The following is a 26,830-nucleotide window of genomic DNA, read 5'->3' as shown; positions in this document are numbered from 1 at the left end:
TGTTAAGGAATGCGCGATAACGCATTCAACGAGGTTCCCATGACCGGCGCATTCGCTTCCGAAGTCACCGCCGCGCTGCTCGTCATCGGCGACGAGATCCTGTCCGGGCGAACCAAGGACAAGAACATCGGCACTATCGCCGATCATTGCACCGAAAACGGCATCCGGTTGAAGGAAGTCCGCGTCGTCGCCGATGAAGAGGCCGCGATCGTCGCCGCAGTCGACGCGCTGCGCACAGCCTACGACTACGTCTTCACCACGGGCGGCATCGGCCCGACGCATGACGACATCACGGCCGACGCCATCGCGAAGGCTTTCGGCGTGGCGCTTCCCATAGACGAGCGCGCCCGCGCGCTGCTGCTCGAACGCATCCCTGAAGGCGAGATGACGCCCGCGCGGCTGCGCATGGCGCGCATTCCCGTCGGCGCTGATCTGATCGAAAACACCGTATCCAAAGCGCCCGGCTTCATGATCGGCAATGTGATCGTCATGGCGGGCGTGCCCTCGATCATGCAGGCGATGCTGAAGGCGGTGACGCCGCGGCTCCGCACGGGCGCGAAAATGTTGTCGGTTTCGGTGCGCGTGGACCGACCCGAGGGCGCGGTTGCGGCGCCGCTCGAAGCGTGCCAGCGCGCGTTCCCGGACGTGCCGATGGGCAGCTATCCGTTCATGGACGAGGGGCGCTACGGCACGACGCTCGTGCTGCGCTCGGTTGACGAGGCGCGGCTTGCTGCGGCGAAAGCGGATCTCGAAGCGCGGCTCGCCGCTGTTTTCGGCGGCTAGGTGGACGGCGGCGGGCCGACTGCCTCAGGCTTCGGTCTGCCGGATCGTGATTTCGAGTGCGCCGTCTTTCGCTTCGCGCGACCCGACCCAGGCGCAGCCCGAGACGCGGCAGAAGTCGCGGAAGTCTTCGGGCGCGAGCGGATCGGTGGCGAGGATGCGTACGAGCGCGCCCGGCGCGATGGCGCGCAACTGCTTTTTCGCGAGCAGAACCGGCAGCGGACAGGAAAGCCCGCGCGTATCGATGGTGATGGCGTCCGTCATCGCGAGGGTTGCGCCGTGCCTTCTACCAGCGCCAGCAGCCCCTTGAGAAGATCGGTCGGCGTCGGCGGACAGCCCGGTATCACGAGATCGACGGGGATAATCTTCGCCACGGCGCCAGCGCAGGCACGGCTCTCCGCGAACACCCCGCAGCCCGCCGCGCAATCGCCCGCCGCGACCACCCATTTCGGATCGGGCGTCGCGGCGTAGGTGCGCTCCAGCCCCTCGCGCATGTTCCACGAAACGGCGCCGGTCACGAGCAGCACGTCGGCGTGGCGGGGCGACGCAACGAATTTCAGGCCGAAGCGCTCAACATCGTAGACCGGGTTGCCGAGCGCATGGATTTCCAGTTCGCAGGCGTTGCAGGAGCCCGCATCGACCTCGCGGATGGCGAGCGACCGGCCGAGGCGCGCGCGGGCGCGGGTGCCGAGCGCGCGGGCGAGATCGGCGACCGCCGCTTCCTCCGGGGAGGGCGCGCGTTCCGTGGCGGGGCCTTTCAGGAGCGCATCGAGAAGCAGAATGTGCATCGGGTCCCTACAGATCCACGCCCGAATAGGAGCAATTGAACGATTTGTTGCACAACGGGAAATCGGCGACGATGTTGCCATCGATCGCGGTTTCGAGCAGCGGCCACTGGAACCACGAGGCGTCGCGCGCGTGCATGTGTGCGATGCGGCTTTCATCCTCGATACGCACGGCAAGGAACAGATCGCCGCGGAAGGCTTCGACGAGCGCCGCACCCGCGCCCGGCTGGAATGGCGGCGGCGCGGCATGGATCGGCCCGTCTTCGAGCTTAGCAAGCAATTGGCGAATGATGCCGGCGCTCTCGGCGATCTCCTCGATACGGATCCAGATACGCGCGTCCACGTCGCTTTCCTCGCGCGTCGGCACTTTGAAGGCGACGGCGTTGTAAGGCGGGTACGGAAAAGACGCGCGCGCGTCGAAGGCGCGGCCGCCCGCGCGACCGACGAACCCGCCCGCCGCGAACTGGCGAATGAAATCGAGCTGCACGATGCCCGTGCCGTGCGTGCGATTTTGAATGGATGGCGACTGGTCGTAGGCGCGGACGACGCGATGGAAGCCAATCTCGATGCGCTCCAGCAGCGCGAGGATCGCCGTTGCGCCCGCCGCATCAATGTCGCGGGCGACGCCGCCCGGCACGATTGCGTCCATCATCATGCGGTGGCCGAAAAGCGCCGCCTGCGTTCGCAGGATGTCCTCGCGGATGAGCGAGCAGCGGGCGAGAAGCACGGCGACGGCTGCGTCGTTGCAGATGCCGCCGACATCGCTGACGTGGTGCGAAAGGCGTTCGAGTTCGGCCATCACGCCGCGCAGGATCTGCGCGCGGGGAGGTATCTCCCAGCCGAGCGCGGCCTCAACCGCCCGCGAAAACGCGAAGCTGTAGGCTACGGTGCTGTCGCCCGACATACGCGCGGCGAGCTTCGCGGCCTTCTCTATCGACGCGCCTTGCGCCAGCGCTTCGACCCCCTTGTGCACATAGCCGAGCCGCGCTTCGAGACGCGCCACCGTCTCGCCGTTGGCAGTGAAGCGGAAATGCCCCGGCTCAATGATGCCTGCATGCACCGGGCCGACGGGGATCTGATGCAGGCCGTTGCCTTCGACCGGCAGGAAATGATAGCCCGGCTCGTGCTCCCGCCCCGGCCAGACGCCGTGATCGAGCCAGCGGCGCTCGTCGGGGATGCCGTCCGGTATCGCGCCATAGAGGTCGCGCATCGCGCGTTCGAGGCGGAGGGCCGGCGGGTGATGCAGGCCGACGGATGGGTAAGCCCCCGCCTTGAGCGAGAGCGAGACGATGGCGCGGCAGTTTTCCTGCGCATCCCACAGCGCCATGCGGACATGGTGATCGTCGACCCACAGCGCGCCGAGATCATGCCAGCCCGCCGTGCAGGCCTTGGCGAGGCCGATCCACAGCGCTGCGTCGGCTTCGATGCGCGCGAAGCCGTCGGCGCGAACCTGCAGCGCGGCGCGGATCGCGTCGGCGAGCGCAACCGGCTCCGCATCGCGGCTTCTCTCGTTGATGGTGATCATCCGAGCATCTCCGCGGCGCGCTTGAACCAGACGACGACGGCGGGCGGCAGGAACATCCCGGCGATCAGGATCAGCGACAGGTGGACGAAGATCGGCGCCGACGCTGCGCTGACTGGATGATTGGGCGTGGTCGGCTCGCCGAAAAGGATGTCCTGAAGCCGCATGAGCAGCGCGCCCAGCGCGACAAGCAGGCCGAATGCCACCGCAAGGGCCAGCAACGGCTCGCGCGCAAAGGTAGAGGTGAGGATCAGGAATTCGCTCATGAACGCCCCGAACGGCGGCAGCCCGGAAATCGCGATGACCCCCGCCGCGAGCGCGACCGAGAGCAACGGGTTTGAAACCGACAGTCCGCGAATGGCGGACAGTTCCTGCGTGCCCTTCGCCTGCGTAACATGCCCGACCGCGAAAAAGATCGCCGATTTCGTCAGGCTGTGCATCACCATGTGCAAGAGCGCCGCGAAGTTCAGCAGCGGGCCGCCGAGGCCGAAAGCGAAGGTGATGAGGCCCATGTGTTCGATGGACGAATAGGCGAACAGCCGTTTGATGTCCTGGCGCTGGTACAGCATGAACGCCGCGAATATGAGCGAGACGAGGCCCATGGTGATGAGGATCGGGCCGGGCGCAAGCGCGTTCGGGTTCGCCGCGATCAGCATCTTGAAGCGGAGTAGTGCGAACAGCGCCACATTCAGCAGAAGGCCGGACAGCACGGCGGAAATCGGCGTCGGCCCTTCGGCGTGGGCGTCGGGCAGCCACGCATGCAGCGGCGCGAGGCCGACCTTCGTGCCGTAGCCCACGAGCAGGAAGATGAACGCGATATTGAGCAACGGCGCGTCGAGCTGCGGCGCGATCTTGATGAGTTCGCTCCACGTCATGGCCGCCTCGCCCTCGCCGAGCACGCCTTGCCCGGTCAGATAGACGAGGATCGTGCCGAAAAAGGCGAGCGAGATGCCGACGATGCCGAGGATGAAGTATTTCCACGCGGCTTCGAGCGCGGCGGGCGTGCGGTAGATGCCCACCATGATGACGGTCATGAGCGTTGCGAATTCGAGGCCAACCCACATCAGCCCGATGTTGTTGGCGAGCAGCGCGAGGTTCATCGCGCCCATCATCCCCTGAAACATCGCATGGTAGAAGCGCACGAACAGCGGCGTGAGGTGGCCCGTCTCGATCTCGTGGCCGATGTAGCTGCGGCTGAACAGCGACGTGGTGAAGCCGACGAGGGTGTTCAGGATGATGAAGAATTTGTTCAGGTCGTCGAGGATCACATAGGTCTCGGTGACCGGCGGCAGCGTGAGGAAGGATAGCCCCGCCACAAAGGTGAGGCCCGAAGCGAGCACGTTGCCGAGCGCCGTCACCCGATAGCTTGGGATGAGCGCGAGCAGGATCGCGGAGAGGAACGGAATGCCGACGACGGCGTAAACGGCCTCGTTCATCGATGCGCCCTCGCCGCTCGCACCTTGTCGAGGCTTTCCACATCGACGCTGTCGAAACGCTCGCGGATGCGGAACAGGAATACCGCGAAGACGAACAGCGCGATGAGCACCGAGAACGCGACGCTGACCTCCACCACGAGCGGCATGCCGCGCGCACCGGTCGCCGCGAGGATGAGGCCGTTCTCGATCGACATGAAGCCGACGATCTGCGTCACCGCGTTGCGGCGCAAGATCATCTGAAGCAAGCCGAGCAGGATGATCGCGAGCGCGAGCGCCAACCCTTCGCGCGTGAAGGATGCGGCACCCGGCGTAACCTTCAGCACGAGCAGCAGCGCGAGGCTCGTCAGGCCGAGGCCGAGAAACATCGCGACCCCGACATTAACCACCTGATCGACATCGCGCTTGATGCCGAGCTTCTCCACCATGCGGTTCAGCGCGACGGGGATGATGATGCCCTTGAGCCCGAACGCCATGGCCGCCGTGATGAACAGGTCCGGCGCGTTGCGGACATAGCCCTGCCAAGCGACGGCGAGCGACAGCATGATCGCTTGCACCGCAAACGTGTTCAGCACCGCCAGAATGCGATCCTGATAAAGGAGCGTAAAGCTGCACACGAGCATCATGCCAGCGAGGAAGTGTGCGACGTCATAGGCGTTCGTCACCGCTGCACCTCCCGGGACAGGAATTCGAGCAGGATCGCGAGGAAGGCGAAGGTGAACGCGCCGCCGAGGAACTCGCTAACGCGGAAGACGCGCATCTTGGCGATGCTGACCTCCCACACGCCGAGTGCCACCGCCGCGAGCATGAGCTTCGCGAGATAGCTGCCGATGCCGATGGCCCACGCCCCGGCGCTTCCGTCAAAGGGCGCCATGCCGAAGGGCAAGAACAGGCAGATGATGAGCGAAATGTAGAGCGTGAGCTTCAGGTGCCCCGCCGCCTCTATCATGGCGAGGTGACGGCCGGAATATTCGAGCACCATCGCCTCGTGCACCATGGTGAGTTCGAGATGCGTGGCGGGGTTGTCGACCGGAATGCGGGCGTTCTCTGCCATCGCCACGATGACGAGGGCCACGAAGGCCAGCGCGAAGGAGACGCGGATTTCGAGCGGCTGCGTGATGAGAAACTGCGCCACTTCGGGCAGCCGCGTCGTGCCTGCGGCGAATGCGATGGTGAGTGCAACGAGGAGCGAGGCTGGCTCGGCAAGCGAGGCGATCATCATTTCGCGCGACGAGCCGATGCCGCCGAAGGCGGTGCCGGCGTCCATCGCGGCGAGCGCAAGCAGTGCGCGGGCTGCGCCGATCAGCGCGACGAGGGCGACCACGTCGGCGGCCCAGTTGAACATCAGCCCCGAGGCAAGCGTGGGCACCAGCGCCGCCGCGACCCAGGTAAATGCGAAAATCATGTAGGGCGCGGAACGGAAGAACCAGGTGGCGTTCGGCGCGAGCACCGACTCCTTGCGCACGAGCTTCAACAGGTCACGGTAGGGCTGGAAGAGGGAAGGCCCGCGCCGCCGCATAAGGCGCGCCTTCACCTTCCGCGTGATGCCCGTCACCGCGGGCGCGATGGCGAGCACGAAGAACATTTGCGCGCCCTGAGCGACGAAGGATTGAAGGGTTGCGGGCATCACATGAACGTCGCGGTTATGACGAGCAGCACGATCAGCGTGGAGAACATCAGCACGAGATAGCGGCGGATCGTCAGGTAATGGATGAGGTCGAAACGCTCCGAAAGCGACCAGAGCGCGTTAGCGGGCATGACATAGAGGAAGCGCCAGATGTAGTCGGTGAAGCGAATGTTGAAATGCCCTTCGCGCAAGCTCCCCGGCGGTGGCATGTCAACGGTCTCGGTTGAGCTATAGACGACGCCGCCATAGACCCGGCGCAGCGGTTGGCTGTAGCTCGACGCGGTGTATTGCGTGGCGGGCGAAGGATCGGGAAAGCCACAGTCCCAGGCGGGCGAGCGGCGTGTCTTTTTGGACGCGAACAGGTGGATCGCCGCCATGGTGGCGAACGCCGACACCGCGACGAAGAACGCAATCGTCGGTGCGTCGTAGATCGCGCGGCCCTGATCGAAGGCGATGAGCGAGAACGGCGTGGGGCCGGTCTGCGTGTTGATCGCGGCGGCGGCTCCGGCATATTCGACGAGCAGCGGGTTCAGCGCAAAGGCCGTCAGCCCGCCGAAAAGGCCGCCGAGAATGCAGAGAACGGCGAGAAGGCCAATTGCGAGCGTCTGCGCGAACGGCGCCTCGTGCGCATTGGCGGCCTCGGGGCTGCGCGGGCGACCGAGGAACACTGTCCCGTAGGCGCGCACGAAGCAGGCGGCGGCAAGTCCGGCCGCGAGCGCCAGCATTGCGCCGAGCACGGGCGAGAGGAAACGCAGAATCGGCTCAGGGAATACCGGGCCGGTCAGCACCGCCTGGAAAAGCAGCCATTCGGAGACGAATCCGTTGAGCGGAGGCAGCGCGGAGATCGCCAGCGCACCGATGAGCCAGAAGGCCGACGTCTTCGGCATGCGATGGATGAGGCCGCCGAGCCTGTCGAGCTGTTTCGTGCCGGTCGAGTGCAGCACCGCGCCCGCGCCGAGGAACAGGAGCGACTTGAACCAGGAGTGGTTCAACGCGTGGATCAGCGCGGCGGCGAGCGCGATGCCCGCCGCTGGCGGGATATGCGACGACTTGAACGCGATGGCGAGACCGATTCCGGCGAAGATGATGCCGACGTTCTCGATCGTGGAATAGGCGAGCAGCCGCTTCAGATCCTGATCCTGCACCGCGTAGAGCAACGCGCCGACCGCAGACGCCGCGCCGAGCAGGATGAACGGCAGCGACCACCACCACTGCGGATCGCCCAGCAGGTCGAACACCACGCGGATGAGCGCATAGATCGCCACCTTCGTCATGACGCCGCTCATGAGCGCGGAAACATGGCTCGGGGCGGCGGGATGCGCGAGCGGCAGCCAGGCGTGCAGCGGCATGATACCCGCCTTCGACCCCGCGCCGAACAGAGCCGCGCCGAGTACGAGCGCCGAGACGAGCGGCGTAAGATGGCTCGCGCGCATCGTGTCGAAGGCATAGCCGCCGGACGCGCCTGCGAGGCCGCCGAAGGCGAACAGCAGCGCCATCGTGCCGCCGGCCGCCATAAGAAGATAGACGTAGCCTGCCTTGCGATTGTCCGGATCGTCATGCCGCGACACGACGAGCGCCCACGACGATAGCGACATCAATTCCCAGAAAAAGAGGAAGCCGAACGCGTCGTCGGCGAGGAGAACGGCGTTCATCGCGGCGCAGAATGCGGGGTAGAGCGGCTCGATGCGCCTTGAAAGGTCGTCGCGCTTGATGCCCGCGCCGTAGATGCTGGCCATGAGCACGCCGACATTCACGATGAAGCCGAAGAAGGCGGAAAGCCCGTCGAGGCGAATATGAAGGCCGACGCCGGGAAGACCGATCGGCAGGTGCTCCTTCAGCAGGACTTCATTGAAAAACGCGGAAACGTCGGCGGCGATCGCGAGCGAAGCCGCAGCCGCGGAGGCGGCGTAGACGAAGCCGAGCCGGCGCCGGGGTAGGAAAACAGCAGCAAGCGCCGCTCCCGCGTAGATCGCGAGCGCCACGAAAAGCGCCTGAAGTTGCCAGCCCGCGCCGGTCATTCCTCGGCCCTTTCCAGCGGCTTCTTCAGGCGCACGCCGCGCCCGCCACCGCCTGAAACGGCTCCCTCTCCGATGAGTTCGACGCCCGCGCGATCCAGCGCCTCGACAATCTTCGTGAGGCTGTCCACCACGCCGCGAACGATTCCGGGACTCGCTTCCATGCGTTGAACCGTTGGCAGGGACACGCCAGCCTGATCGGCCAATGTCTTCTGGTCGATGCCAATAAGCGAGCGCGCGGCGCGCAACTGGGCTCCGGTGAGCACGAACTCTCCCCTTCGAACTCTTGGATGCGTTAACGCGCGAAAACCGGTTCGCGAAACACGCGCCAAAATCCGTAGGCCGCCCCCTCGCGATCAAGGACCACGAAAGGCTCTTTTATGAAACTTAAACCCTCAAGGCTGATGTCTCAAGCATCAACTCAGATGGAAAAGGCGGCTGTGCCGAGGTGGAGCGTGTTTTCCACTTCTGATTGCGCTCGCGGTGGAAAACCCTACGATGGAACCGGTGAAGCGATCGCACGTACGGCAGATAATGCGGCCGCCAACATCGTGCGTATCGGGACGCGGCACGACGGCGTGCTTTTTCGATCAGCTCTCTGCGTCATCGAGCCCGATCCAGGCGCGCGGCTCGAAGGTTATGCGCGTCGTGATTCGCACGCGTCTCGCGCTGTCTGTGGGAAGGCATGTGCAACGCACCTCCGGTAGCGTGGCTCCGAAGGCCGCGCTCAGGTTTCGCGATATTTCATTCTATGCATCGTGCTGCGTGGGACTCATCGTGGCGGGCTTGCTGCGGACCGCGAAGCGGTTCCGCCGCCGGTCAACCGAGGCCGACTGCCTTGCGTTCGGCGTCGGCAACACCGGCCGGTCCCCGAGCGTTTACCCGTTCGTGCGAGCGGCGGCGGGGCTGGCCGCAGCCGGATGCGCAGCCTTCGGCGCGGGCTTCTTCTTATCGCCTGGGGCGTGTGCCGCTTTCGGCTTCGCGGTCGATGCGCCATGACCGGGCTGCGATGCGGGCCGCTTCGACTTCTGCTTCGCGCTGACGGCGGGTTTGCGACCGCTGCACACGATACCGCGCATGTCGGCGGGTTGCGCGCCTTCAGGTGTCTCCACGGGCCAAGTGGCAAGCGTCGGCGCAAGCACCGCCTTCCACGGATAAATTTCGAAGCCGTGCTCGAAAAGCGCTGCGGCGCGAATGGTTCTCGCCCCAGACGAGCGCTCGCCGAGCACCACCGCGACAAGCTGGCGGCCGTTCCGCGTCGCGCTTGCGACGACATTATATCCAGCCGCGCAGACGAAGCCCGTCTTCATGCCGTCCGCCCCGTCGTAACTCTTGAGAATGCCGTTATGCGAGGTAAGAAGCCGGTTGCCGACGCGCACTTCGGTCATCGAGAAGATGGGCGTGTATTGCGGAAATTCCTTGAGGATCATGTTCGAAAGAAGCGCCATGTCGCGCGCCGTCGTGACAGCCTGCTCGGGCGTCTCGGTGCCGTCCGGGTTGAATTGCGGCAGGCCGTTCGGATTGACGAATTTCGTGTTCGTCATGCCGAGCCGCTTCGCCGTGCGGTTCATCTGATCGACGAACGCTTCGCTCGAACCGCCGATTTTCTCCGCGAGCATGATGGCGACGTCGTTCGCCGATTTGACGATCAGCGCTTTGATGGCGAGATCGACCTTGATCTGCGCGCCGAGCGGAAGGCCGAATTTGCTGGGAGGCTGGCTGCGCGAGAGTGCCGTGGACGTCAACATGTCTTCGGGGGATAGCCGACCGTCGCGGATCGCCTCGAAGGTGAGATAGGCGGTCATCAGCTTTGTGAGCGAGGCGGGCCGCCACGGGAGATCCGCGTCTTCGGCGTAGAGCACTAGCCCTGTCGCGGGTTCGGTGAGGAGCGCGGGGCCGGCTACGGCGCCTTGCGCACCGAACAGAAACGCCGCCATTCCGCAAAGGATAAGCTGCGTCTTCTTCGACAATGATGCGTACATAATCAATTCGCTCGATTGGTGCCCCAGGCCGGACTCGAACCAGCACGCCCTTGCAGGCAACAGATTTTGAGTCTGCCGCGTCTACCATTCCGCCACTGGGGCACTCGCATCGGGAAGCTGGATCATAGCGAGGCTTTACGGTGCGTCAACTGCTCGGTTCAGAAAAGCACAGCCGACTTGAGCAGAACTTGTGGAGCGCGAACGCTTGGCCGCCCTTGCGACCGTTGTCCACCATAGTCTCTATCGGTTGACGGAGCGTGCATGGGCTGCGGGAGCCTTCCGGCTTCGAGATCGCTTTCGTCATGCCCAACGCGTCATCGCTTTCAATTGAACGCGCCCCGGGCGACGATTTTCGCACAAGCGGCATCAACGTCCTTTGCGTAACAGGCGGTCAGATCAGATGCATTCGCCCCTGAACTTACGCCCCTGGACCTAAAAGAAGCCTGTCCGGTAATGCACTGAGTTCGCATCTTACGGAATGGCTTCAGCCGGTTGCGTCGCCCTCGTCTTCCTCTTCCTCGGGCTTAACCGGGATCGCATAGACGCCCCCAAGCCAGCGGTGAAGGTCGACATCCGCACAGCGCCGCGAACAGAACGGTCTGTATTCCGGCACCTGCGGACGCATTCCGCAAATGACGCATGGGGGAGCGCCCTCTGCCTTTTCGTCGCGATCTTCCGTCATCTTCAAAGCGAATCGACTTCCGCGCGATTGAGCCAGTTGAAATAAACGGGAAACCCCTCCCCGGTCAGAAGTTGCACCACCTCGATCAGCGGAAGCCCCACGACGTTCGTGTACGAGCCGACAATCTTCTGCACAAACGCACCCGCAATCCCCTGGATCGCATAGCCGCCCGCTTTGCCGCGCCATTCGCCGCAGGCGAGGTAGCTGTCGAGTTCCTCTGCCGACAGGCGCTTGAAGCGAACGCGCGTTTCGACGGTGCGCATTTTCACCGAGCCCGTATCGGTGATGAGACAGACCGAGGTGAAGACGCGATGCGAGCGGCCAGAGAGCGTTTGCAGGGCGGCGGCGGCCTCGTTGAGATACTCCGGCTTGCCAATAATCTTGCGATTGACGGCGACAACGGTGTCGGCGGCAAGCACGAACGCTCCGCCCAGGTTCGGCTCTCGCTCCAGCCTCTCCCTGGCGGTCAGGGCCTTTTGCCGCGCAAGCCGCTGCGCATAGGAGCGGGGGGCTTCACCTCTTTTTGGTGTCTCGTCGATAGATGCGGGACGGAGCGCATCCGGTTCAATGCCAACCTGCTCCAGAAGAGCAAGGCGGCGAGGCGATGCGCTGGCCAGAACGAGAAGCTTGCGCGCAGCCGATTGTACGGCGGCGGGATGGCCACGTTCTTCAGGCTGTTGCTTCGAGGACAGGATCGATCCCCTATTTGAAGCGATAAGTGATGCGTCCCTTGGTAAGATCATAAGGCGTCATCTCGACCAAAACCTTGTCTCCAGCGAGCACGCGGATACGGTTCTTCCGCATGCGCCCGGCGGTGTGCGCTATGATTTCGTGGCCGTTGTCGAGCTTCACCCGGAACGTCGCATTGGGGAGAAGTTCGCTTATGATACCAGGAAATTCCAGTAGTTCTTCTTTCGACATAACTCCTGCCAATGAAAAGCCGCTGCGCTTTCAAAACGCCATCTAAGCCGGATGTTCGTCTTGAGATTACGAAAGGAAACGCAGCGATCTGTGAATTTGCCGGAGAATGGCCGCTTGGCCCGCCAAAATCAAGACGGATCGGCTGCGGCAGACCAGCGACGGTTGAAAACAGGTGTTTGCTGGCTCGGTGGCGCGCTTGACGGGGCACCAGCCTCTGGCGAATGTATGGCCTCGCAATCCGATCGGCCAAACCGGCGAAGCCAGACGGACCTCCCATCGTGATCGATTCTTTGCATAATTGGTGCCCGTATTGAGCGCCGGGTCTTCCCGACTCGGCGTGATCCTCGCGCTCGGCACGACGCAGACGCTGGCTTGGGCTTCGAGCTATTATTTGCTGGCGATCCTTGCCGGACCCATCGCCGCGAGCACGGGCATGTCGGCAAATGGCGTATTCGCCGCCTTTTCGTTCTCGCTCCTCATTTCCGCGCTGGTCGGGCCGCGGGTTGGACGCACCATCGACCGGTTCGGCGGCCGCACCGTGCTCATGCTGTCGAACGCGTTCTTTGCCGCAGGGCTGTTCGTCATGGCAGGCGCGTCGGACTGGGTTTGGGTCTGGCTCGCCTGGGCGTTCATGGGTGCGGGCATGGGCTTCGGCCTCTACGATGCTGCTTTCGCGACACTTGCGCGCATCTATGGAGCCACCGCCCGACCAGCGATCACCGGCGTCACGCTTATGGGGGGTCTCGCAAGCACGGTCGGATGGCCGCTGACCGCATGGGGCCTCGCCGCAGTCGGCTGGCGCGAGACCTGCGTCATATGGGCGTTCGCGCATCTGTTCATCGGCGTACCGCTCAACGCGATGCTTCCGCGCGTCAGGGGCGACCTGCCCTCCCCGGCCAACCCCGCGCCAAGGATCGAAATCGACCGGACGATGATCCTGCTCGGCTTTGCCTTCGCGGCGGGCTGGACCATCTCCACGGGGATGGCCGCGCACCTTCCGCACCTCTTGCAAGATCTCGGCGCAACCGGGACGCAGGCGATCGCCGCCGGCATGCTGATCGGGCCGGCGCAGGTTGCCGCGCGCATCGCCGAGGCGACCTTGTTCAAGCGCGCTCATCCGCTGACCTCGGCAAGGCTATCAGCGGGGCTGCACCCGCTAGGCGCAGCGCTTCTGTTTTTCGGGATGCCTGGCATCGCAATCTTCGCCCTCCTCCACGGTGCCGGAAACGGCATTCTCACGATTGCGAGAGGGACTGTGCCTCTCGCAATCTACGGGCCGGAAAATTACGGCTACCGGCTCGGCATCCTCGGCGTGCCGTCGAGAATGGCGCAGGCCGCTTCGCCTCTGCTTTTCGGCCTGCTCATCGAAGCGCTCGGCGCCGGAACCTTCGTAGTGTCCGCCGTGATCATGCTTGCGGCGCTGGCCGCGTTCTGCCTCGTGCAAACCGAACCCGTCAAAGGCCATGGCGACGAGCGGGGCTAAGCCCCCGTCGCCGCTTTTCTAGTAAAGCGGCCCGACGCCGTTCAGGAAAACGTTGAAGCCGATCTTGAACGTGTTGACCGACATGTCATTGTTGAACTGCCTGTCGTCGAAGTTGAGCGTGCTGTCTCCGAAGTCGAAATAAAGATATTCCGCCTTGATGGACCAGCGCGGGCTGACCTGATATTCGAGGCCGCCGCCGAGCGTCCATCCTGTGAACGTGCCGCTCGACTGGCGGAGGGCGCTGATGTTGTCGGTGACGAGCGTGACATTGGTCTCGCCGGTATAGAAGCCGAAGCCGCCCTTCAGGTAGATCAGCGCGTTGCCATAGAGGAAGCCGCCCCTGACCGTCACGTCGCCGTACCAGCCGCCGTCCGAGGACACCGTCAGAACGCTCGGCAGAACGCCACCAACGGCGAAACTCTTGCTCGCGTCGTTGCCGAGGCCGCCGAGATCGCCCTCGATGCCCCAGAGGAAATTGCCGATGGGAATGTTGTAGCCGAGTTGGAGACCGCCGAGAAAACCGGACCCCTCAACGCTTCGGTCGGACAAGACCGTTGTTGCGCCGTTCACGAAGACCACGTTACTGGCCGTCTCGATCGTCGACCAGGCACCCCCGATATTTCCGCCGATATAGAAGCCCTGCCAGAGGGGGATGGGCGCGACGGGCTGAGGGGGATAGGGGTCTTTGTATCCGCCGTATCCACCATAGCCTCCGCCATAATATGGATCGGCTGCATACGCCACCTGGGCCGCGAGGAACATACCTAGAGCGGCCCCACCAACTGACTTTACAACTGACATAACTTTCCCGCTTACGTTGCCACAGAGAAGCTTTACACGTTACTGGTAAAAGCTGTGGCATTAACGGAAATGCAACGCAAGCGGGTGTTTATGGCCGGCCGCAGACGCAGCGTGAACAGCTTGTGGATAAGCAGTGCGCTCCAGTCCCTAAGTCCTTGATACAACGACCTTGTCGTCCGCTGTTTCTTCAAGGTCACAACTCCGCCGGGATTGCACTTCCCGCATGTGCGCCGGAACAGCGGCGCCGCTCGCATTCGGCTCCACGGTCGGCAGCGCGCCTTCCTCGACCATCTCGGCGAGCTTCCGCCGCGCCTCCTCGGCCTCCTGCTGACGCGTCCAGAGCGCCGCGTAAAGCCCCCGCGCTTCGAGCAGCGAAGCATGCGTGCCGCGCTCGACGATGCGGCCCTTGTCGAGCACGAGGATCGTATCCGCGCCGATGACCGTCGAAAGCCGGTGCGCGATGACGAGCGTCGTGCGGCCCTTTGCGACGCTGTCGAGCGCCGACTGGATTTCCTTTTCCGTAAAGCTGTCGAGCGCCGACGTCGCCTCGTCGAGGATGAGGATCGGCGGCCCCTTGAGGATCGTGCGCGCGATGGCGACGCGCTGCTTCTCGCCGCCGGACAGCTTCAGCCCGCGCTCGCCGACCATCGACTTGTAGCCCAGCGGCAGTTGCTTGATGAAGCCGTCGATCTGCGCCATGCGCGCGGCCTCGCGTATTTCGGTGTCCGTCGCGTCGACGCGACCATAGCGGATGTTGTATTCGATGGTATCGTTGAACAGCACCGTATCTTGCGGAACGATGCCGATGGCGGCGCGCAAGGACTCCTGCGTGACATCGCGCACATCCTGCCCGTCGATGGTGATGCGCCCCGTCTTCACGTCGTAGAAGCGGTAAAGCAGCCGCGAAATCGTTGACTTGCCCGCGCCGGACGGCCCGACGAGCGCCACCATATGTCCGGGCGGCACTTCGAAATCGACGCCTCGCAGGATCGGACGCACGCCGTCATAGCTGAACGTGACGTTGTCGAAGCGGATCGCGCCGGCACCCACGATGAGCGGCTTCGCGCCCGGCTTGTCCTTCACCTCCGGCTTCTGGCCGATGAGTTCGAACAGCGCCTCGATATCGACGAACGCCTGCTTGATCTCGCGATAGATGACGCCCATCAGGTTGAGCGGCTGATAGAGCTGGATGAAGACCGCGTTGATGAGCACGAAATCGCCGACCGTCATCGCGCCCGTCGCCACGCCGTGCGCCGATAGCGCCATTGCGGTTACCATGCCCAACGTAAAGATGACGGTCTGGCCGAAGTTGAGCGCGGCGAGCGAAGTCGCGGTCTTGATGCTTGCACGTTCGTAGCGGCGCATCGAGCGGTCGAAACGGTCCGCCTCCCAGCGCTCGTTGCCGAAATATTTCACCGTCTCGTAGTTGAGAAGGCTGTCGACGGCCTTGGTCGTCGCGTCGGTGTCGGCCTCGATATATTCGCGGCGGATCGCGATGCGCTTCTCGCTGACCGCGATGCTGTACCACGTGTAGATTACGATCATCCCCAGCACGATGGCCACGAAGGTCCAGCCGAAGTAAAAGCCGAAGAGCAGGCACACGAACAGCACTTCGAGGATCGTGGGCACGAGGTTCAACACGCCCATGCGGATGATGAGGTCGACCGCGATCTTGCCCCGGTCGAAGACGCGCGTGAGGCCGCCCGTTTTCCGGTCGAGGTGAAAGCGAAGCGACAGATCGTGCACATGGCGGAAGGCGCTCGTCGTCAGCATCCGCGTCGCGTTCTGCTCGATAGGCGCAAACAGCACGTCGCGAAGCTGCTGAAAGCCGGTCATCGCGATCCGAGCGCCGGCATAAGCGAGCGTCATGAACAACGGCACCGCAGCCAGTGTCCACGCCGCTTGCGCCCCGTCCGTCTTCGGCATGGCCGTCAGCGCGTCGACCGCATATTTGTAGGTGACGGGCATGAAGACGGTCACGACCTTGGCCGCCACGAGCACCACCGCCGCCAGCACAAGCCTGGCTTTGAGGTCGGCACGGCCCTTCGGCCAGGCGAACGGCAAAAGATACCGGAAAATGGCTTTATGGTCTGTCTTGCCGTGCTTTTCGGGCGGGACGGATCGCGATGCGTGGTGATGCAAAAAAGGCCTCGTTGACGGTGAAGCCGGAACTTCGAGCTTCGGCGGGTGTATGATTGCGGCGGCGCCTTCTCTCCATATAAGCGGATTTCCGTGTCAGGCGAGGCCCGCGGCTTAAGCGGCGGGCAAGTTCCGCGCTGGTAAGCTCATGGAAAGACACGCTCAGGATGTGAAGACGGCGGCGATATGAAAGCAGAGAAAATGAAGCGTTTGTGTGTTTATTGCGGCTCTGGTTCCGGGATCGATCCGCGCTTTCTCGATGCGGCGAGAACGCTCGGCCGCACGATGGCCGAGGCGCAGATCGGCCTTGTCTACGGTGGCGGCGGCAATGGCATGATGGGCACGGTTGCGCAGACCGTCATCGATCATGGCGGCCACGTAACCGGCATCATACCGGCCTCTCTCCTTGAAATCGAGAACGCGCTCGAAACCATCAGCGAGCGCTACGTCACGAGCGGCTTCCACGAGCGCAAGATGCTCATGTTCAACCTGTCCGACGGGTTTGTGGCCCTGCCGGGCGGCGTTGGCACGCTGGAAGAGCTTGTCGAGCAACTCACCTGGACGCAGCTCGGCCACCACGACAAGCCTGTGTTCATCGTCAACACGGCGGGCTACTGGGATCTGCTGCTGGCGATGTTCGACCGCATGCGCGAGCAGCTTTTCATCCGACCCGGCCTCGATACGCGCTATATCGTGGTTGAAAAGGCCGAGGATGTGGTGCCGTTTTTCCTGAAGCATCGCCCTTCGAAAAAGGCGCCGCCGCCGACGCTCATCCGCGCCTGACCCTCGCCGGCCGAAGGCGAAGCGAACGCGGTAGATGTTGGCCGGCAATGACGGCCCGTGCGCTCGATAAATGCATCGTCGCGCCCTTGGAGGAGCAAAACGCGGCAACCTCGGCGCGAACGCTCGCAAGATGCCTCAAATGCCGCTTTTCTTTTCATAAAATCTGATGTTTATTCGTCCTGTTGAAAGTGCGTTTCCGTTTTGCGTAGCGTTGTGCATCCCCATGGCGAACTGCTTCGAAGAAAGCCCCCTGTTCGAGCTCCTCTCCCTTGAAGCAGGTGCGAGCGTTCCACCGCCACAGCCTCCCCGCCCCAAACCGCATTACTGGGGCCATCGCGACCGCCTGCGAAAGCGCTTCCTCGAAGGCGGGGCCGATCCGCTGCCCGATTACGAACTTCTGGAACTCGTGCTCTTCCGCGCCATCGCGCGGCGGGACGTGAAGCCGCTCGCGAAGGATCTCCTCGCGCGGTTTGGTTCGTTCGGGGAAGTTATGAACGCTCCCCGCGACCGGCTGCTTGAGGTGGAAGGCGTGACCGAAGCCGTCGTCACCGAGTTCCGCGTGGTGCAGGCAGCGGCGCTGCGCACCGCGCAGGGCGAGGTGAAGAAGCGGCCCATTTTCGCCGCCATGTCGACGGTTCTCGATTATCTCCGCTCGGCCATGGCATTCGAGGATCGCGAGCAGTTCCGTATCCTGTTCCTCGACCGGCGCAACAAGCTGATCGCCGACGAGGTGCAGTCGCGCGGCACCATCGACCACACGTCGGTTTATACGCGCGAGGTGGTGAAGCGCGCGCTCGAATTGTCGGCTTCGGCTGTCATTCTCGCGCACAACCACCCGTCGGGCGACCCGACGCCATCACGCGCCGATATCGAGATGACGAAGGAAATCGCGGAGGTGGGAAGCAAGCTCGGCGTGACCGTACACGACCACATCATCCTCGGCCGCGACGGCCATCTCAGCCTGAAGTCGGTCGGGGCTTTTTGAGCGCAGGTTGATCCCTGTGGCGTTGGCGTAACCACGGCCTACGTGACAGCGAACGACTGCGACCGCGGGAGGGACGGGGCGGATCGCGTCATGACGAGCGCGCCAGTTTGCGTCGCGCAAAAAAGGCAACGCGCCGCCGCGCGTTGCCTGTCGGAAATGCACGCCGCGACAATGCGCGGCGCAGCGTTCTCAATACTTGTAGAGGTCGGACTTGAATGGTCCTTCGAGCGGCACGCCGATGTAGTCGGCCTGTTCCTTCGAGAGCTGCGTCAGATGCACGCCGAGCTTTTCGAGGTGCAGGCGCGCGACCATCTCGTCGAGATGCTTCGGTAGCACATACACCTTGTTCTCATACTTGCCCTTGCCGACATTGGTCCAAAGCTCGATCTGCGCGAGCACCTGGTTCGAGAACGACGCGCTCATCACGAAGCTCGGATGGCCCGTGGCGTTGCCGAGGTTCACGAGGCGGCCTTCGGACAGCAGCAGGATGCGGTTCCCGCCGGGGAACTCGATCATGTCCACCTGCGGCTTCACGTTCGTCCACTTGTAGTTCTTCAGGTTCGCGATCTGGATTTCGTTGTCGAAGTGGCCGATGTTGCAGACGATGGACATGTCCTTCATCTTGCGCATGTGCTCAAGCGTGATGACGTCCTTGTTGCCGGTCGCCGTCACGAAGATGTCGGCCTTGTCGGCTACGTCGTCGAGCGTTTGCACCGAGAAGCCGTCCATCGCCGCCTGAAGCGCGCAGATCGGGTCGATTTCGGTCACGACCACGCGGGCGCCAGCACCGCGCAGCGACTGCGCCGAGCCCTTGCCCACGTCGCCATAGCCGCACACCACCGCGACCTTGCCCGCCATCATGACGTCGGTCGCGCGGCGGATACCATCCACGAGGCTTTCGCGGCAGCCATAGCGATTGTCGAACTTCGACTTCGTGACGCTGTCGTTGACGTTGATGGCCGGGAAGGCGAGCGTGCCCTTCTTCTCCATCTGGTAGAGGCGCAGCACGCCGGTCGTCGTCTCTTCGGACACGCCCTTGATGTTGGCCTTCACCTTGGAATACCAGCCGGGCGTCTTCGCAAGGCGCGCCTTGATGGTCTTGAAGAGGCTCGCTTCTTCCTCGCTATGCGGGTTTTCGAGCACCGCCGGGTTCGTCTCGGCTTCCGCGCCGAGCAGCACGATCAGCGTCGCGTCGCCGCCGTCGTCGAGGATCATGTTGGCGGTTTCGCCGTTCGGCCATTCAAGAATGCGGTCCACGTAGTCCCAATATTCGTCGAGCGTCTCGCCCTTGATGGCGAACACCGGCGTGCCGCGCGCGGCGATGGCGGCGGCGGCGTGGTCCTGCGTCGAGAAGATGTTGCACGATGCCCAGCGGACGTCCGCGCCGAGCGCCTGAAGGCTCTCGATCAAGACGGCGGTCTGGATTGTCATGTGCAGACAGCCCGCGACGCGCGCGCCCTTGAGCGGCTGTTCCTTGCCGAACTTCTCGCGCACGGCCATCAGGCCCGGCATTTCGGTTTCGGCGATGTCCATTTCCTTGCGGCCCCAGTCCGCGAGGCTTAGATCTTTGACAAGAAAATCGTTCGACACAGGCTTCTCCCAGGCTTGTTTGCCGCAGCGGCAAGATGGTTTGGGGCAGTCGTATCCCTTGTGCTATCGAAAAGCAATAAAGACATAAACATTGCTTTATGTCGTCCCCGGCTTCGTGACGTAGCGTTTCCTAACCGAGTTCAGACCCTTTCACTCCCAAACGAAGGACTCCGACCATGCCCGCCCTAGCCGCTCGCCTCCTCTTCCTGGCGGTTTTGCTGCCGTTTTCGCTCCCTGCCCTCGCGCTCGACGACACGCCGCAGAACCGCGAGGCGCAAGCCGACCGTTATCTCGCAGCCGTGCCGCCAAAATCGCAGATCGCCGATACCGTGGCGGGCATCGCGGAGACGCTGCCTCCCGAGCAGCAGGAGCAGTTCAAGACGCTGATGATCAAATATTTCGACATCGGCAAGGTGTCGGTGGCCATCCGGCAGGCTATGGTGAAGACGTTCACCGCCGACGAACTGAAGGCGCTCGCCGATTTCTACGGCTCAGAGGTCGCGAAGTCCGCCGTGGGCAAGATGGACGCCTACAGGAACGAGGTTCTGCCGGCGACGGAGCAGGAGCTTCAGGCGGCGCTGGGAAAAGTGCAAGCCGAACTGCATCCGCAAAAAGCGGGCGATGAGAAGCCCGCCGAGGAACAAAAGAAATAGCGCCCGCTGGAATCATGCCGCTAGGGAGCCGCGCTACGTGCGCCTCCGAAGCGGCTGCCGCTCCGCGCAAGCGAACCGGGACACGACGATCGACATGCCACGCATGAGATGGCGGCGCGCCCCCATCCTTTGCCGCCGCGGTGCGCCATCATTCACTGAGCTTCAGGTCCAACTTTTGCCCAAGCAGATGCGTATTCCGATGGCGGATTCTTATGATGAGGGATGCCCATGAAACGCGCCGCCGCCTTCGCGCTCGTTTGCCTGTTGGCCACAAACGCCGAGGCCACAACGACGACCTACAAGATCAGGGACGTGTGCAAGTTCGACATGGAGCAGTATTGCAAGGACATCAAGGCCAAGCGCCTGCGTGACCTTAAGGCCTGTCTGGCTAAGAATGAGCGGAATCTCCTCCCGCGCTGCCAGGACCATTACAAGGAAGCGAATTGAGGCGCATTCCCGCGCCGATGCATTGACGCTTCGCTTATTACTCCAATTTTTTGCGCGTGCTCCGCGGAAGCCCTCTTGGCGTTTCGGCGAGGTGCTATTTCGGCCGCGCGGAAAAACGCGTCAAGCAGCAGCCTAAATCATTGTACGATAAGCTAAACACCCGAGTGCGGACCGACGCGGACGCAGTTGCGTGCGGCCGGGCAGGAGCGATATTGCCAGTTGGTGCCGCGTCATCTTGGCGCACGCCTTGCGCGCTTTGCGGGAAAACTTCGCGTTCCGCGTGTGCGATGCGCAATATTCCGACATAGCCAACGGCTGGCGCGTACTTTGTAAGAACGTGCTCACTTTGAAAACTGAGCTTCTGTTTTTAATCGTTCTAAACATTGACCTCGCTCAATGAGCCCGCTGTCGCAATGGCGCGAAATGGGGCCGCCTTTCAAAAAAAGGAGTGGGCACATGAAGAGAATTTTCTCATTGGCATTGGGGCTCGGCCTCATGCTGCCGACGGTGGCATCGGCGGACGATTTGCGCGCCGACGCAAATGCCGTCTTCAAACCAATTCCCTCCGTCGTTCCGGCCGTTAAGGATAATGCGGTTACGCACGAGAAGGTCGAACTCGGCAAGATGCTGTTCTTCGATCCGCGCCTTTCGCGCAGCCAGATCATCAGTTGCAACAGTTGCCACAATCTCGGCACCGGCGGCGTGGATGCGGGGCCGACGTCTATCGGCCACGGCTGGCAGAAAGGCCCGCGCCGCGCGCCGACCGTGCTCAACTCGGTATTCAATATCGCTCAGTTCTGGGACGGTCGCGCCGAAGACCTGAAAGCGCAGGCGAAAGGCCCGGTTCAGGCGAGCGTCGAGATGAACAACACGCCCGCCAATGTCGTCGCGACGCTCGCCGCGATGCCGGGTTACGTCGATGCGTTCAAGAAGGCGTTCCCCCGCGAGAAAGAGCCGATCACCTTCGATAATTTCGCGAAGGCAATAGAGGCGTTCGAAGCCACTCTCATCACGCCCGCAGCGCGCTTCGACCAGTTCCTCGAAGGGAGCGAGACGGCCTTTGATGACGCGGAGAAAAAAGGCCTCCGCCTGTTCATGGACAAGGGTTGCGCGGCTTGTCACAACGGCATCAATGTCGGCGGCAACGGCTATTACCCGTTCGGCGTGATCCAGAAACCCGGCGCGGAAATCCTGCCGTTGGGGGATAAGGGCCGCTTCGCCGTCAGCAAGACTGCGTCGGATGAATATGTGTTCCGCGCCGCCCCGCTTCGCAACGTCGCCTTGCGCGCTCCCTATTTCCACAGCGGGCAGGTGTGGTCGCTTGAGCAGGCCGTCGCCGTCATGGGCGATTCTCAACTCGGCGAGAAATTGACCGACGAGGATACGAAGCTGATCGTGGCCTTCCTAAAGACACTGACCGGCGAGCAGCCGCGCGTCGAAATGCCGATCCTGCCGGTCCGCACGAAAGATGTGCCGAAGCCCGAGTAGAAAATGGCGCTCGAAGCGGCACGAAACCGTTTCGGGCGCCTCCCCGCTAACGCGGCGCAGCTTTCGCGAGGCCGCTCCTGATCGCCGCATAGGCCTTGATGGCGAACATGTCAGTCATGCCCGCCACGAAATCGCCCGCCGCGCGAAGCCGCGCCGTGTCGTCCGAAAGCGACGCCACGCGCGTCGCTTCGAGGTGCATTTCGGCCGGATTGGCGGCGAAATAATCGTAAAGCTCGCGCAGGATCGCCTGCGCATCCGTCATCTTCTTCACGATGTCGCGGTGCTTGTAGACCCGCGCGAAAAGAAAGCGCCGCAGGTCGGCGATGCTTGCCGCCATGTCATCCGAGAACTGGGCGAGCGGCGCGGGCGCGGTCCGCACCGCCTCGATTGACGCGGGCGCTGCGGCGGCGATCCGTGCGCGCGTCTCCGCCAGCACGTCCTGCACCATCGCCGCGACCATGCGCCGGTTCATTTCATAGACGAGCGGCGCGTCGGCAAGATCGCCGTAACGGTCGCGCACCTCCGCCAGCATCCGCGCGACGAGCGGCACCTCCTCCATTTCGCGCACGGTGATGTAGCCGGCGCGGAAACCGTCATCGATGTCATGATTGTTGTAGGCGATGTCATCGGCAAGCGCCGCGATCTGGCCTTCGAGCGGGGCTTGAGTATCGAGGCGCAGATCCTGTTCGCGGGCGTAGGCGCGGATCGCGAGCGGCAGGCCGCTTTCGGCGTGGCGCGCGACCGGGAGCCCATCGGCAGTGACGAGCGGACCGTTGTGCTTGACGATGCCTTCCAGCGTTTCGAACGTCAGGTTCATGCCGCAAAACGCAGCATAGCGGTGTTCGAGCAGCGTCACGATGCGCAAGCTCTGCGCGTTGTGATCGAAGCCGCCGATGGCCGCCATCGCCGCGTTCAGCGCGTCCTCGCCCGCATGGCCGAAGGGCGGGTGGCCGAGGTCGTGGGCGAGCGCAATGGCCTCGGTCAAATCTTCGTTGAGGGCGAGCGCGCGGGCCAGCGTGCGCGCGATCTGCGCCACCTCCAACGTGTGCGTGAGCCGCGTGCGGTAGTGGTCGCCCTCGTGATAGATGAAGACCTGCGTCTTGTGGATCAGCCTGCGGAAGGCGGTAGAATGGACGATGCGATCGCGGTCGCGTTGATAGACATCGCGCGTGGGACACGGCGATTCCGAATGAAGCCGCCCGACGCTCATCTCGGCATGGGCCGCGTAAGGGGCAAGCTCCATCATGGTTTCGTCTCCGATGTCTCGTCGCGGGCATTTCTCGGCCCCCGCGCGGTTGACATTGACGCGCGAACATCCAAACTGAGGTCAAGGTTCAGGAGAGGCGAACAATCGTCATGACCACGGAAGTCAACATAAGCGTGAGCGAGCGTGCCGCCAACCGTATTCGGGAGATCGTCGGGTCCGCGCAGGGCGAGAATGCTTTGCGCATCAGCGTGCAAGGCGGCGGTTGCTCTGGGTTCAGCTATAATTTCGAGATCGTGCTCGAGGCGGCCGCGGACGATATCGTGATCGAGAAATCCGGCGCCCGCGTCGTCATCGATCCCGTGTCCGTGCCGTTCATGGCGGGTTCCGAGATCGACTTCATCGACGATTTGATGGGCTCGTCCTTCAAGATCACGAACCCTAACGCCACCGCCTCGTGCGGGTGCGGCACGTCCTTCTCGATCTGACAAGCCGTGCTCACCGTCGCGACATGGAACGTCAATTCCATCAAACAGCGCGAGATTGCCGCCGTGCAGTGGCTGAAGCGCGCCCGCCCCGATGTGCTGTGCCTTCAGGAGATCAAGTGCCAAACGGAGGCCTTTCCGCGCGGCGCGTTCGAGGATCTGGGATATAATTGCGCTGTCATAGGGCAGAAGTCGTTCAACGGCGTCGCCATCCTGTCGAAATTTCCCATCGATGAAACCGTCGTCGGTCTGCCCGGCGACGACACCGACGAGCAGTCGCGCTACATTGAGGCGGTGTTGTCGCTTCCGGGTGGCGGCGCGTTTCGGGTGGCGTCGGTCTACGCGCCGAACGGAAACCCCGTGGCTTCGCCGAAGCTCGATTACAAGCTCGAATGGCTCGCACGGTTCAAGGCGCACGCCGAAACGCTGCTCTCGTATGAGGAGCCGTTCGCGCTCGCGGGCGACTACAACATCATTCCGCGCGGCATCGACGTCTATAATCCGGCAGCCTGGACGGAAGATGCCTTGTACCGTCTGGAATCGCGGCAGGCGTTCCGCCGCATTCTCAATCTCGGCCTTGCTGACGCGGTCGAGGCCTGCAACTCCGGCGGCGGCCAATTCACCTTCTGGGACTATCAGGCGGGCGCGTGGCAAAAAAATCTCGGTCTTCGGATCGATCACATCCTCCTGTCGCCACAGGCGTTTTCAAGGCTTCGCTCCACCGTGATTGACCGCACGCCAAGAAGCTGGGACAAGCCTTCAGATCACACTCCCGTCCAGGTCACCCTCGGCATGTGACGGCTCGGCTTCGGTGGAAACGGCTCGGCTCATCGAAACGCCGCGCTCGCCTCTCGTCGCAGGTCCGCCGCCATCCCGCGAAGGTGAAATCGCCGCGAAAACTTCAACCTGCGGCGATTCAAAAACCTGACATTAATCCTCGCACGTGCTAATCGGCACATAATTCAATTCCACACCCCCCGCTCATGTTCAAAGCCATCAGGAATACATACCGACTGACGAAAGCCGGCGCGACGCTCGCAAGGTACGGCGTGGGATTCGTCCCCGACTATGTGACGCTGCCCGCGCCGCTGCGCATCCTGCGTGCAGACGAGCGGGAGTCGGCCGCCAAACGACAGGCGAGAGGGGAGCGGCTGGCGAAGGCGATCCGCGCGCTCGGGCCGACCTATATCAAGCTTGGGCAGTTTCTTGCGACACGTCCTGACGTGGTAGGGCCTCATCTCGCCAACGCGCTCGGCTCGCTTCGCGATCGCCTGCCTCCGTTCTCGGTCGACAAAGCTCACCATGAGATCGAAGCCGCCTTCAACAGGCGCTGGCAGGAGGTTTTTGCGGAATTCGGCCCGCCTCTCGCGGCGGCCTCCATCGCACAGGTGCATAAGGCAGCCGTGCGCACGCCGGGCGGCAACACTCGCGCCGTCGCTGTCAAGATCCTTCGACCGGACATCGAAAAGCGCTTCGAACGCGACCTCGAAAGCTTTTATTTCGCGGCGCATACGGCGGAGCGTGTCTCGCAGCCGATGAGGCGTTTGCGGCCAGTGGCGGCGGTCGACACGCTCGCCCAGTCCGTCGTGCTGGAGATGGATCTGCGCCTTGAAGCCGCTGCGATATCCGAGATGGCCGATAACATCGCGAAGAGCGGCGATGTCGGCTTTCGCGTGCCACGTGTCGACTGGGAGCGCACGTCGAAGCGCGTGCTGACGCTCGACTGGATCGACGGCATTCCTCTTACCGACATTGAGGCGGTTCGTGCGGCCGGGGTCGACATGGAGGCGCTCGGCCTCACTGTCATCCAATCGTTTTTGAAGCACGCCATTCGCGACGGCTTCTTCCATGCCGACATGCATCAGGGCAATCTGTTCGTCGACCCACGGGACGGCGCGCTGATCGCTGTGGACTTCGGGATCATGGGACGCCTCGGCCCTAAGGAGCAGCGCTTCCTCGCCGAAATCCTCTACGGCTTCATCACCCGAAATTATTACCGCGCCTCGGAAATTCACTTCGAGGCTGGTTATGTGCCCGCCAATCAGAGTGTGGCGGCTTTCGGCCAGGCGCTGCGCGCCATCGGCGAGCCAATCATGGGACGTCCGTCGGAAGAAATTTCCATGGCGCGCCTCCTCTCGCAGCTTTTCGAGAACACGGAAGTGTTCCAGATGAAGATGCGGCCGGAACTTCTGCTCCTGCAGAAGACCATGGTTGTCGTGGAGGGGGTTGCGCGTTCGCTCGATCCGAAGCTCAACATCTGGGTCGCGGCGGAGCCGATCGTCCGCGAATGGCTGACCGGCCAGCTTGGGCCGCGTGCGCAGATCCGCGACGCCGTTTCGAACGTGGGCGCTTTGGCGATCGCGCTCAAACATGCGCCGGACCTGATTGAACGCGGCGCGAAGATCGTCGACGCGCTCGACCCCGACAAGCCGCGCGAAGCGTCGCCACAGCCAAGCCGATGGCCCATCGCGCTGCCGCTCTGGCTCGCGACCGGCGCGCTGCTCGCCATCGCGGCTAAACTCCTTTTTCCATAACCCAGAACTGCACATCGCACGCTTACATCCGAAAGCTGCTACCGGTTGCGCTTAGACTTATAGGCGAAGCTTGTGCGATGCTGGCGTCGTCGTCGCTATTGGGCGATAAAATGAGTTTGTCCTACGTTTTCCACAAGGCAAATGCCTCAGCCGTTGTTGGCGTGTTCCCATCCGATCCTTTTCAGTTTATGTTTTGTTCCATTAGCTCCTAGAGCGGAGGCGTTGCGTGGAACCGTCCATCGTTTGTCCGAATTGCCAGTCTAAAATTAAGCTGACCGAAACTTTCGCCGCGCCTCTTCGGCTTAAAGGGCCGCCTCTAGCTCCTCAATCTAGGCGCCTGACGGCTTCGCGGCGACGGACGAGTTGCCGCTGGCGCCGATTGGTTTCCCGCTCCTGATTGCGGCCGGGTAAGTCCGCCGCCTTAGTGCGGCCGAACGTGCTGCGCATCGCCCCGATTCACCGGTCATTACCTCGGCAAAAAAGAAATCTCC

General features: G+C 63.1%; 26 protein-coding genes and 1 tRNA gene. 10 read left to right on the top strand and 17 right to left on the bottom strand.

The genetic code is table 11. The annotated features are described in order from the left end of the window. Positions 1-39 precede the first annotated feature (39 nt). Positions 40-783, top strand: coding sequence for a competence/damage-inducible protein A (locus RVAN_RS01460; protein WP_013417988.1), 744 nt, complete (start codon positions 40-42; stop codon positions 781-783). A gap of 24 nt (positions 784-807) precedes the next feature. Here the strand turns inward: RVAN_RS01460 and RVAN_RS01455 are convergent, their stop codons facing one another. The 13 genes from RVAN_RS01455 to infA form a co-directional block, all read right to left on the bottom strand. Then, on the bottom strand, positions 808-1,044 hold the full coding sequence (locus RVAN_RS01455; RefSeq protein ID WP_013417987.1) for a sulfurtransferase TusA family protein: 237 nt from the start codon (positions 1,042-1,044) through the stop codon (positions 808-810). Beyond that, a complete protein-coding gene (locus RVAN_RS01450; protein WP_013417986.1) occupies positions 1,041-1,568 on the bottom strand; it encodes an NADH-quinone oxidoreductase subunit B family protein in 528 nt (175 codons plus the stop codon). The genes RVAN_RS01455 and RVAN_RS01450 overlap by 4 nt, the downstream gene beginning before the upstream one ends. Positions 1,569-1,575: 7 nt before the next feature. Further along, complete coding sequence (locus RVAN_RS01445) at positions 1,576-3,090, bottom strand: NADH-quinone oxidoreductase subunit C (RefSeq protein ID WP_013417985.1); 1,515 nt, start codon at positions 3,088-3,090, stop codon at positions 1,576-1,578. After that, the gene (locus RVAN_RS01440; protein ID WP_013417984.1) at positions 3,087-4,523 is read right to left on the bottom strand and encodes a hydrogenase 4 subunit F; all 1,437 of its coding nucleotides are present in this window, start codon (positions 4,521-4,523) and stop codon (positions 3,087-3,089) included. The genes RVAN_RS01445 and RVAN_RS01440 overlap by 4 nt, the downstream gene beginning before the upstream one ends. Then, positions 4,520-5,185, bottom strand: coding sequence for a hydrogenase-4 component E (locus tag RVAN_RS01435; protein WP_013417983.1), 666 nt, complete (start codon positions 5,183-5,185; stop codon positions 4,520-4,522). Before RVAN_RS01435 ends, RVAN_RS01440 begins: the two co-directional genes overlap by 4 nt. Then, the gene (locus RVAN_RS01430) at positions 5,182-6,147 is read right to left on the bottom strand and encodes a respiratory chain complex I subunit 1 family protein (protein WP_013417982.1); all 966 of its coding nucleotides are present in this window, start codon (positions 6,145-6,147) and stop codon (positions 5,182-5,184) included. Before RVAN_RS01430 ends, RVAN_RS01435 begins: the two co-directional genes overlap by 4 nt. Continuing rightward, positions 6,147-8,165 carry a hydrogenase 4 subunit B gene (gene hyfB / locus RVAN_RS01425; protein ID WP_013417981.1) on the bottom strand — a complete coding sequence of 673 codons (2,019 nt, stop codon included), beginning with the start codon at positions 8,163-8,165 and terminating at the stop codon, positions 6,147-6,149. The genes RVAN_RS01430 and hyfB overlap by 1 nt, the downstream gene beginning before the upstream one ends. After that, positions 8,162-8,428, bottom strand: coding sequence for a helix-turn-helix domain-containing protein (locus RVAN_RS01420; RefSeq protein WP_013417980.1), 267 nt, complete (start codon positions 8,426-8,428; stop codon positions 8,162-8,164). Before RVAN_RS01420 ends, hyfB begins: the two co-directional genes overlap by 4 nt. A gap of 612 nt (positions 8,429-9,040) precedes the next feature. Continuing rightward, positions 9,041-10,144 (bottom strand): D-alanyl-D-alanine carboxypeptidase family protein, encoded by a 1,104-nt coding sequence (locus RVAN_RS01415; RefSeq protein ID WP_013417978.1) that lies wholly within the window; start codon positions 10,142-10,144, stop codon positions 9,041-9,043. 16 nt (positions 10,145-10,160) lie between these two features. Continuing rightward, positions 10,161-10,246 (bottom strand) — tRNA-Leu (locus RVAN_RS01410). Between the two features lie 382 nt (positions 10,247-10,628). Then, positions 10,629-10,826 carry a DNA gyrase inhibitor YacG gene (yacG, locus tag RVAN_RS01405; RefSeq protein ID WP_013417976.1) on the bottom strand — a complete coding sequence of 66 codons (198 nt, stop codon included), beginning with the start codon at positions 10,824-10,826 and terminating at the stop codon, positions 10,629-10,631. Positions 10,827-10,828: 2 nt separating this feature from the next. Beyond that, positions 10,829-11,569, bottom strand: coding sequence for a Maf-like protein (locus RVAN_RS01400; protein ID WP_013417975.1), 741 nt, complete (start codon positions 11,567-11,569; stop codon positions 10,829-10,831). Further along, a complete protein-coding gene (gene infA / locus RVAN_RS01395) occupies positions 11,529-11,747 on the bottom strand; it encodes a translation initiation factor IF-1 (RefSeq protein WP_013417974.1) in 219 nt (72 codons plus the stop codon). The genes RVAN_RS01400 and infA overlap by 41 nt, the downstream gene beginning before the upstream one ends. Before the next feature lie 301 nt (positions 11,748-12,048). Here infA and RVAN_RS01390 point away from each other — a divergent pair, with 301 nt between their 5' ends. Continuing rightward, complete coding sequence (locus tag RVAN_RS01390; protein WP_013417973.1) at positions 12,049-13,230, top strand: MFS transporter; 1,182 nt, start codon at positions 12,049-12,051, stop codon at positions 13,228-13,230. A gap of 18 nt (positions 13,231-13,248) precedes the next feature. On the opposite strand, the gene RVAN_RS01385 is transcribed toward RVAN_RS01390, so the two are convergent. Then, entirely contained in the window at positions 13,249-13,992 is a 744-nt protein-coding gene (locus RVAN_RS01385) for an outer membrane protein (protein WP_041787178.1), read from the bottom strand. 186 nt (positions 13,993-14,178) lie between these two features. After that, positions 14,179-16,173: an ABCB family ABC transporter ATP-binding protein/permease gene (locus RVAN_RS01380; RefSeq protein ID WP_013417971.1), complete on the bottom strand. Its 1,995-nt coding sequence runs from the start codon at positions 16,171-16,173 to the stop codon at positions 14,179-14,181. A 198-nt stretch (positions 16,174-16,371) separates the two neighbouring features. On the opposite strand from RVAN_RS01380, the gene RVAN_RS01375 reads away from it, so the two are divergent. Next, positions 16,372-16,953 carry a TIGR00730 family Rossman fold protein gene (locus RVAN_RS01375; RefSeq protein WP_013417970.1) on the top strand — a complete coding sequence of 194 codons (582 nt, stop codon included), beginning with the start codon at positions 16,372-16,374 and terminating at the stop codon, positions 16,951-16,953. 223 nt (positions 16,954-17,176) lie between these two features. Next, entirely contained in the window at positions 17,177-17,938 is a 762-nt protein-coding gene (gene radC, locus RVAN_RS01370) for a RadC family protein (RefSeq protein WP_013417969.1), read from the top strand. Positions 17,939-18,127: 189 nt separating this feature from the next. On the opposite strand, the gene ahcY is transcribed toward radC, so the two are convergent. Beyond that, positions 18,128-19,528, bottom strand: coding sequence for an adenosylhomocysteinase (gene ahcY / locus RVAN_RS01365; protein WP_013417968.1), 1,401 nt, complete (start codon positions 19,526-19,528; stop codon positions 18,128-18,130). A 176-nt stretch (positions 19,529-19,704) separates the two neighbouring features. Between ahcY and RVAN_RS01360 the strand changes: the two genes are divergently transcribed. From RVAN_RS01360 to RVAN_RS01350, 3 genes are all read left to right on the top strand, one after another. Further along, entirely contained in the window at positions 19,705-20,181 is a 477-nt protein-coding gene (locus tag RVAN_RS01360; protein WP_013417967.1) for a DUF2059 domain-containing protein, read from the top strand. Positions 20,182-20,409: 228 nt separating this feature from the next. Further along, positions 20,410-20,628, top strand: coding sequence for a hypothetical protein (locus RVAN_RS01355; RefSeq protein ID WP_013417966.1), 219 nt, complete (start codon positions 20,410-20,412; stop codon positions 20,626-20,628). A gap of 456 nt (positions 20,629-21,084) precedes the next feature. Beyond that, positions 21,085-22,116, top strand: coding sequence for a cytochrome-c peroxidase (locus tag RVAN_RS01350; protein ID WP_013417965.1), 1,032 nt, complete (start codon positions 21,085-21,087; stop codon positions 22,114-22,116). 46 nt (positions 22,117-22,162) lie between these two features. Here RVAN_RS01350 and RVAN_RS01345 read toward each other — a convergent pair whose 3' ends face one another. Next, positions 22,163-23,362 carry a deoxyguanosinetriphosphate triphosphohydrolase gene (locus RVAN_RS01345; protein ID WP_013417964.1) on the bottom strand — a complete coding sequence of 400 codons (1,200 nt, stop codon included), beginning with the start codon at positions 23,360-23,362 and terminating at the stop codon, positions 22,163-22,165. Between the two features lie 110 nt (positions 23,363-23,472). Between RVAN_RS01345 and erpA the strand changes: the two genes are divergently transcribed. The 3 genes from erpA to ubiB all read left to right on the top strand — a co-directional run bounded on the left by erpA (position 23,473) and on the right by ubiB (position 26,339). Continuing rightward, on the top strand, positions 23,473-23,808 hold the full coding sequence (gene erpA / locus RVAN_RS01340; RefSeq protein WP_013417963.1) for an iron-sulfur cluster insertion protein ErpA: 336 nt from the start codon (positions 23,473-23,475) through the stop codon (positions 23,806-23,808). A 6-nt stretch (positions 23,809-23,814) separates the two neighbouring features. After that, the gene (gene xth, locus RVAN_RS01335; protein ID WP_013417962.1) at positions 23,815-24,603 is read left to right on the top strand and encodes an exodeoxyribonuclease III; all 789 of its coding nucleotides are present in this window, start codon (positions 23,815-23,817) and stop codon (positions 24,601-24,603) included. Positions 24,604-24,788: 185 nt separating this feature from the next. Then, complete coding sequence (ubiB, locus tag RVAN_RS01330) at positions 24,789-26,339, top strand: 2-polyprenylphenol 6-hydroxylase (protein ID WP_013417961.1); 1,551 nt, start codon at positions 24,789-24,791, stop codon at positions 26,337-26,339. The last annotated feature ends 491 nt before the right edge of the window (positions 26,340-26,830 follow it).

It is taken from the genome of Rhodomicrobium vannielii ATCC 17100 (assembly GCF_000166055.1).
In the GTDB taxonomy this organism is placed as follows: domain Bacteria; phylum Pseudomonadota; class Alphaproteobacteria; order Rhizobiales; family Rhodomicrobiaceae; genus Rhodomicrobium; species Rhodomicrobium vannielii.
Note: the sequence above shows the minus strand (reverse complement) of the source record. Positions and strands in the feature narration are given on the sequence as shown.